The sequence below is a fragment of the Streptomyces sp. CO7 genome (genome assembly GCF_053474865.1).
The window spans coordinates 450,355-457,654 of sequence record NZ_JBRIOU010000002.1 but is presented as its reverse complement, the minus strand read 5'-3'; the positions used below and the strand labels follow the sequence as shown (position 1 = coordinate 457,654).

Below are 7,300 nucleotides of genomic sequence, written 5' to 3'. Positions count from 1 at the left end.
GCGGGGGTGGCGGGGGTGACGGGCGTGGTGCTCGGGGTTCTGCACGTGGCGACGGCCGCCGCCGGCCCGGGCACCGGCAACGGCTTCGCCGGAGGGATCGTGGCGGTCCTCCTGGGGACGGCAGCCGTCGCCGGGGGCCTGCGCGCCCGCTCCCGCGCCATCCGGACCGCGTGGGAGGCGTGAGGGCGCCACGGCGGGGTCCTCATCGACCGGAACCGGCCGCGGGGGACGGGCCGCGCCACGCCGCGCGGGCGGCCCGGGAGACACGGCCGGTCCCCCGGCTGCCCCGGCGGGTTTGTCCCACGGCGGCTCGTCACGGAAGGTCGGGGTATGAGGCGACGAACGGCCAGGGCCACCCGGGGGCAGCCGGGGCCGCTGCTCCGGGCGTGGCGGCGGCTCGCGGCGTACGCCCTGATCCGCCAGGCCCGCGACCTGGAGCTGATGCACCGCGCCCTCGGGTTCGCGACCCTCGCCCTCGTCACCCTCGCCCCGCTGCTGATCGTCATCGCCGCCGCCGACCCGCTGGGCCGCGGCGGTTTCGCCTCCTGGCTCGCCGACGGCATGGGGCTGCCGGACCGGTCGGCGCGCGTCCTGACGGACATCTTCAGTCCGCCTCCGAAGGTCGTCGGCTCCACCAGCGTGCTCGGCGGCATCACGCTGGCCCTCTTCGGCGTGGCGTTCGGCGGCAGCGTGCAGAACGGCTACGAGCGCATCTGGGGTCTGCCCGCCGGCCCCTGGCACCGCGTCTGGCGGCAAGGGGTGTGGCTCATCGCGCTGACCGCCTACCTGTACCAGGAGGTCCTCACCCGCGACCTCCCCGGCGGGGTGCGGATCGCCCTGAGTTCGGCGCTCGGCGCCCTGTTCTTCTGGTGGGGCCAGCACTTCCTCCTCGGCGGCCAGATCGTCTGGCGCCGCCTGCTCCCCGGAGCCCTGTGCACCATGATCGGCCTGGTCGGTCTGCGTGGGTTCTCGTACTACGTCTTCACGCCGCTGATCGTCACCAACGCGATCAGCTACGGCGCCGTCGGCATCGTCCTGGTGGTGGAGTCCTGGCTGATCGGCGTGGGCTTCGTCGTCCACGGCGGCGCGCTGTTCGGCCACTGGCTGTTGCACCACCACGGCCCCGACCGCCCACGCGGGTCCCGGTGGGCGCGGATCCGGTGACCCCGCCGTGGTCCCGCCCGTCGCACGATGACGCGATATGCACGGGCGGCCCCGTCCCCGGGTGGGCAGGGAACGGGCATGACACCCACCTCACGCGCCCTGACGACCGCCGCGGCCCTGCTGACCGCGACCGTCGCCCTCTACATGACCCTGGTGGCCGTCGGGAACATCACCGACTTCGGCACCAACCAGGCCTTCGTGCGCCACGTCCTCGCCATGGACACCACCTTCAAGGACCCCGACCTGATGTGGCGGGCCGTCACCGACACCCGGCTCCAGGACGCCGCGTACGTGCTGGTCATCGCCTGGGAGAGCGTCACCGCGCTGGTGCTGCTGCTCGGCGCCTGGCTGTGGCTGCGGCGCGACGGCCGGGCGCGGGCCCGGCGGGTCAGCACGTACGGGCTGCTCATGACGATGCTGCTGTTCGGCGCCGGCTTCATCGGCATCGGCGGCGAGTGGTTCGCCATGTGGCAGTCGGAGCAGTGGAACGGGCTGGAGGCCGCCACCCGGGTCTTCCTGATGAGTGGCGTCGTGCTGATCGTCGTGAACCTTCCGCACGGGGAACCGGCCGAGGAGTGAGCCGGGCCGGACGGCGGGCCGGCGGGCGGACACCACCCCGCCGACGCCCGGGTCAGTCCGCCGAGGCGCTCACCCGCAGCACCAGCCGGCCCCGGACCTCTCCCCGCTCCATCCTGCGGTGCGCCTCGGCCGCGGCGGTGAGCGGCAGCACCACGACGGCCCGGGGACGCAGGAGGTCCTCCGTCAGCATCCGGTTGACGCAGGCGGCCGCCTCGGCGAGCTCGTCGGTCCGCGCGTGGGAGAGGGCGAAACCGGTCACCGATCCGCCGCGCAGGTAGAGCGGCCCGACCGGGAGCACCGGCCGGGCCCCGAGCCCGGCCATGATGACCACCCGCCCCCGCGGCGCGAGGAGCTCCACCGCCGCCTCGAGGTCGTTGTGGCCGGAGGTGTCGAGGTGCAGGTCGATCCCGTCGGGCGCGGCCGCGCGGATCATCGCGGGCAGGTCGGGGTCGTGTCGGTCGACCACGTGCCGGGCCCCGAGAGCCCGGCAGTAGGCGGCGTCGCGGGCCGAGGCGACGGCCACCACCCGGGCGCCCGCCCGCGCGGCCATGACCACGGCGGCGCCGCCCACGTTCCCGGCGGCGCCCAGGACGCAGACCGTCTCCCCCGCGCGCAGCCGCCCGTGGGTGAACAGTGCGAGGTAGGCCGTCGCCGCCGGGTGCGCCAGGGCCACCGCGTCCACCGCGTCGGCGCCCTCGGGAAGGTGGTAGAGGCGGTCGGCGGCCACCACGGCCTGTTCCGCCGCGGCCCCCTGGCGCCCGCCGTGCCCCAGGCTGTTGCACCACACCCGGTCCCCCGGCCGGAACCCGGGCGCACCGGGCCCGGCCTCCGCGACGGTGCCGACCAGGTCGCGCCCGATCACGAACGGGAAGGGCACCGGCGTCCTCCACGCCCCCGAGCGCACGAAGGTGTCGACCGGGTCGACCGCGGTCGCCCCGACGTCGACCAGGACGTCGCAGGGCCCCGGCCGTGGCGACGGCAGCTCCCCGACCCTGATGACGTCGGGCGACCCCAGCTCTTCGATGTACGCGGCCTGCATGAGGCCGAGTGTGACCTGCCGGAGGCGCGGCGCGGAGGCGGCGGGCCGCCACGGGCGGCGTGTCCCACCGCCCGGCCCATCAGGCGGACTCGCCGGGCCGCAGGTGGCGGTGGACCTCCGGCCCCCGTGCTCCAGCCGGACACGGGCGTGGGTGTACGTGATGATCCTGGTGACGCCCCCGACGTTGGGCCGGCACGGCGGTCAGCCCCGGACACCGGTCCCGTGGACGACCCCGAGTACGGTCATCGCCCCGCCGATGATCCTGCCCGGCTGCCGTACACGGCGGCCCGCCGGGAAGGCCGAGGCCGGTGACGCCTTGTCGCTCAGCGGCCGGTGCCTCCACCGGGGTGGCGGATCAGCAGAAAGGCCAGTGTGCAAGCCGAGGGAAAACCGATGGCGGCGAGCACCAGCGGAACTGCTTCCCCTGCCCGCAGTCCATGGACAAGTGCCGCCACGGAGACCGTGAAACAGACGATCACGAACACCGTCAACTTAGCCCTGTCGCTCAAGCGTTCACCTCGATGGGTCCGGTTGCGGCGGGTTGCCTGGCTACGCCTGTCCTGATTCCCCGGACCGGGATCGCGAGTCGGGGTTCCGCAGCCGCAGGAGAGCGAATCTCGCGAGAGTGGCACCGAACGCGACCGAGACCGCGATCCGCACGGCGAGCCAGAACTGTCCATCGGGGTCCCACAGCACCTCAGCCAGGTTGAGCACCACGGCCGAGGCGAACGTGATCAGCAGAGCGGATGCGGATCCTGCTCGCCCTGTCTTCGACGGGAAGCCGGCCATCAGAGTCGACGGTTCCTCACTCCGTAGTACGTGAGGATGCCGACAACCACCACGACTGCCACGACGACGCCGCGCCGGTGAGCGACCGCGCACACGGTGTCGCCGGCCGGCGCGTGGTCGACGGCACCCGACTCCACCACGATGGCCCTCCCCGGCGGGGAGGGGGCCGGTGCGCCGAAAGTCACAGTGCCGTCCCACCAGGCATCGGTCCCGGAATTCTCAGCGAACCCTGCTCGAACACACGACCCGTTGTACCCTGGACGAATCGCCCTTGACCTGCAAGAACGCAGGCAGGGAGCCTAGTGGACCGGAGTACCTCCATGCTGCGCACCATGTTCAAGTCCAAGATCCACCGCGCCACGGTCACCCAGGCCGATCTCCACTACGTGGGATCGGTGACCGTCGACGCCGACCTGCTGGACGCCGCCGACCTGCTGCCCGGCGAGCTCGTCCACATCGTCGACATCACCAACGGGGCCCGCCTCGAGACGTACATCATCGAGGGCGAGCGCGGCTCCGGTGTGATCGGGATCAACGGCGCCGCCGCCCACCTGGTGCACCCCGGCGACCTGGTGATCCTCATCAGCTACGCCCAGGTGGACGACGCCGAGGCGCGCTCGATGAAGCCGCGCGTGGTGCACGTCGACGAGGCGAACCGGATCGTGGCGCTCGGCTCCGACGCGTCCGAGCCCGTTCCGGGAACCGACCAGCGGCGAAGCCCGCAGGCCGTGGGGGTCTGACCCCGGCGGACCGACCGCGACCGCCGCCGCCCCCGAGGGGACGGCGGCGGTTTTTGTTGTGCGAATGCGTGCGCGAGGGCTTGCCGGACCGATCCGTCACCCCTTAAATCAAACCCTGAATTAAGTCGTGCCCTCACGTCCGACCCCTCCTCCACCCCCATGGAGTCCCTGTATGAGATTCAGGACCTTAAGCGTCGCCTTCGCCGCCGTCGCGGCGCTGCTCGCCCTCCCCGCGCCCGCCGCGACGGCCGCCCCGGCGGCTCCCACGAACGGCGCAGCCGCAGCGGCCGCCGACGTGCCCCTCTCCCAGGGCCGCACGGCCACCGCTTCCTCCACCGAGAGCGCGGTGTACGCCGCCGGGCTCGCGGTCGACGGCGACACCGGCACCCGGTGGTCCTCCGCGGCCTCCGACAACCAGTGGCTGCGCGTCGACCTCGGCGCGAGCGCCACGGTCAGCCAGGTGGTGCTGCGTTGGGAGGCCGCCTACGCGGCCGACTACCGCATCCAGTTCTCCCAGGACGGCTCGACCTGGACCGACGCCCGCAAGGTGACCGGCTCCGACGGCGGCACCGACACCGTCGACGTCTCCGGCGCCGCCCGTCATGTGCGGGTGTACGCCGACCGCCGGGCCACCCAGTGGGGCGTCTCGCTCTGGGAGTTCCAGGTCTTCGGGACGACCGGGACCTCGTCCGGCTGCTCCACCGCGAACGCGGCGCTGAACAAGCCGGCCACCGCCTCCTCCTCCGAGAGCGCGGGCCTGGCCGCCTCCGCCGCCTTCGACGGCAGCGGCACCACCCGCTGGTCGAGCGCGCACTCCGACCCGCAGTGGCTGCGCGTCGACCTGGGCTCCGTCCAGGACGTGTGCAAGATCGACCTGGACTGGGAGGCCGCGTACGCACGTGACTTCACCCTCCAGGTCTCGTCCGACGGAAGCAGCTGGACGACGCTGCGCAACGTCACCGGCGCCACCGGCGGCAAGGCCTCCTACGACGTCTCCGGGTCCGGTCGCTACGTGCGGATGAACGGCACCGCCCGCGCCACCGCCTACGGCTACTCGCTGTGGGAGATGGCCGTGCACACCGGTTCCGGGGGCGGCGTCCCGCCGATCACCGGCGGCGGCGACCTCGGGCCCAACGTGATCGTCGTGGACCCGTCGACGGCCAACCTCCAGCAGCGCTTCGACGACGTCTTCGCACGGCAGGAGTCCAACCAGTTCGGCGAGGGCCGCTACCAGTTCCTCCTGAAGCCCGGCACCTACAACAACATCAACGCCCAGATCGGCTTCTACACCTCGATCTCCGGTCTCGGCCTCAACCCGGACGACACCCAGATCAACGGCGACGTCACCGTGGACGCCGGCTGGTTCAACGGCAACGCCACCCAGAACTTCTGGCGTTCGGCGGAGAACCTGGCCATCACCCCGTCCAACGGCACCAACCGCTGGGCGGTCGCCCAGGCGGCCCCGTTCCGCCGCATCCACGTCAAGGGCGGGCTGAACCTCGCCCCGAACGGCTACGGCTGGGCGTCCGGCGGGTACATCGCCGACTCCAAGATCGACGGCACGGTCGGCCCGTACTCGCAGCAGCAGTGGTACACCCGGGACAGCTCGGTCGGCGGCTGGACCAACGGCGTGTGGAACATGACGTTCACCGGCGTGCAGGGCGCTCCGGCGAGCAACTTCGCCACCGGTCCCTACACCACGATGGACACCACGCCGATCTCCCGTGAGAAGCCGTTCCTGTACCAGGACGGCTCCGCCTACAAGGTGTTCGTCCCCTCCAAGCGCACCAACGCGCGGGGCGTCTCCTGGCCGGCCAACGCGGGCACCTCGCTGCCGCTGGACCAGTTCTACGTGGTCAAGCCGGGCGCGACCGCGGCCACCATCAACGCCGCGCTCGCCCAGGGCCTGCACCTGCTGGTCACCCCGGGCGTCTACCACCTGGACCGCCCGATCGAGATCGAGCGGGCGAACACGGTGGTGCTCGGCCTGGGTCTGGCCACGTTCATCCCGGACAACGGGGTGGACGCCGTGCACGTCGCCGACGTGGACGGCGTGCGGCTCGCGGGCTTCCTGGTCGACGCCGGAGCCTCCAGGTCCGACACGCTGCTGCGCATCGGCCCGTCCGGCGCCTCCGCGGACCACGCCGCCAACCCGACCACCATGCAGGACGTGTTCATCCGCGTCGGCGGAGCCGGCCCCGGCCTGGCCACCAACGGCGTGGTGATCAACAGCGACGACGTGGTGGTCGACCACACCTGGATCTGGCGCGCGGACCACGGTGCGGGCGTCGGCTGGGAGACCAACCGGTCCGACTACGGCATGATCGTCAACGGCGACGACGTCCTCACCACCGGACTGTTCGTCGAGCACTTCAACAAGTACGACGTCCTGTGGCAGGGCGAGCGCGGACGCACGATCTTCTTCCAGAACGAGAAGGCGTACGACGCGCCGAACGCCGCCGCGATCACCCACGACGGGATCGTGGGCTGGGCCGCCTACAAGGTGGCGGACTCGGTGAACACCCACGAGGCCTGGGCGCTCGGCAGCTACTGCAACTACACCTCCGACCCGTCGATCGTGCAGCACCACGGGTTCCAGGTGCCGGTGAAGCCGGGAATCAGCATGAACCACCTGCAGGTGATCTCCCTCGGCGGCATGGGCCAGTACCGGCACGTCATCAACGACACCGGTGCGGCCACCTCGGGCTCGGACACCGTCCCCTCGAAGGTCGTCCGCTTCCCCTAGCGCGGTGACGACCGCCGGGCGCCCACCGGCGCGCGACGGTCCGACGAAGGCCCCCCGGCTCCGGCCGGGGGGCCTTCCCACGTCCGGCGCGGACCGGCACCGCGCAGCAGCGTGCCGACGACGCGGGCGGCGGTGGTATCCGTGCCGAGGCCGGCGTCGTCCGGACTCCCGTGCGGCGGCCTGGCCGGTTTCAACGTCTTCCTGGCCGAGGCCACCCGGCACGCGAGTCCCACCGTGCCGGTC

At 72.5% G+C, this 7,300-nt stretch carries 7 protein-coding genes; 5 read left to right on the top strand and 2 right to left on the bottom strand.

From position 1 onward, the window contains the following. From ACOV8S_RS03970 to ACOV8S_RS03960, 3 genes are all read left to right on the top strand, one after another. A partial coding sequence (locus ACOV8S_RS03970) for a DUF6223 family protein (protein ID WP_448316125.1) occupies positions 1 to 183 on the top strand: 183 nt, incomplete at its 5' end. A 147-nt stretch (positions 184 to 330) separates the two neighbouring features. Further along, a complete protein-coding gene (locus tag ACOV8S_RS03965; RefSeq protein WP_448316124.1) occupies positions 331 to 1,164 on the top strand; it encodes a ribonuclease BN in 834 nt (277 codons plus the stop codon). 78 nt (positions 1,165 to 1,242) lie between these two features. After that, complete coding sequence (locus ACOV8S_RS03960) at positions 1,243 to 1,743, top strand: DUF2165 domain-containing protein (protein ID WP_448316123.1); 501 nt, start codon at positions 1,243 to 1,245, stop codon at positions 1,741 to 1,743. Positions 1,744 to 1,795: 52 nt separating this feature from the next. On the opposite strand, the gene ACOV8S_RS03955 is transcribed toward ACOV8S_RS03960, so the two are convergent. Then, positions 1,796 to 2,782, bottom strand: a complete 987-nt coding sequence (locus ACOV8S_RS03955) for an NADPH:quinone reductase (protein WP_448316122.1) — start codon at positions 2,780 to 2,782, stop codon at positions 1,796 to 1,798. Between the two features lie 323 nt (positions 2,783 to 3,105). Next, on the bottom strand, positions 3,106 to 3,291 hold the full coding sequence (locus ACOV8S_RS03950; RefSeq protein WP_448316121.1) for a hypothetical protein: 186 nt from the start codon (positions 3,289 to 3,291) through the stop codon (positions 3,106 to 3,108). 600 nt (positions 3,292 to 3,891) lie between these two features. Here ACOV8S_RS03950 and panD point away from each other — a divergent pair. Further along, positions 3,892 to 4,311: an aspartate 1-decarboxylase gene (gene panD / locus ACOV8S_RS03945; RefSeq protein WP_448316120.1), complete on the top strand. Its 420-nt coding sequence runs from the start codon at positions 3,892 to 3,894 to the stop codon at positions 4,309 to 4,311. A 172-nt stretch (positions 4,312 to 4,483) separates the two neighbouring features. Continuing rightward, positions 4,484 to 7,057: a discoidin domain-containing protein gene (locus ACOV8S_RS03940; protein ID WP_448316119.1), complete on the top strand. Its 2,574-nt coding sequence runs from the start codon at positions 4,484 to 4,486 to the stop codon at positions 7,055 to 7,057. Positions 7,058 to 7,300: the final 243 nt, after the last annotated feature.

Coding starts and splice junctions, on each gene's coding strand:
- ACOV8S_RS03965 (WP_448316124.1), top strand. CDS start 331: ATGAGGCGACGAACGGCCAGGGCCACCCGGGGGCAGCCGGGGCCGCTG.
- ACOV8S_RS03960 (WP_448316123.1), top strand. CDS start 1,243: ATGACACCCACCTCACGCGCCCTGACGACCGCCGCGGCCCTGCTGACC.
- ACOV8S_RS03955 (WP_448316122.1), bottom strand. CDS start 2,782: ATGCAGGCCGCGTACATCGAAGAGCTGGGGTCGCCCGACGTCATCAGG.
- panD (WP_448316120.1), top strand. CDS start 3,892: ATGCTGCGCACCATGTTCAAGTCCAAGATCCACCGCGCCACGGTCACC.
- ACOV8S_RS03940 (WP_448316119.1), top strand. CDS start 4,484: ATGAGATTCAGGACCTTAAGCGTCGCCTTCGCCGCCGTCGCGGCGCTG.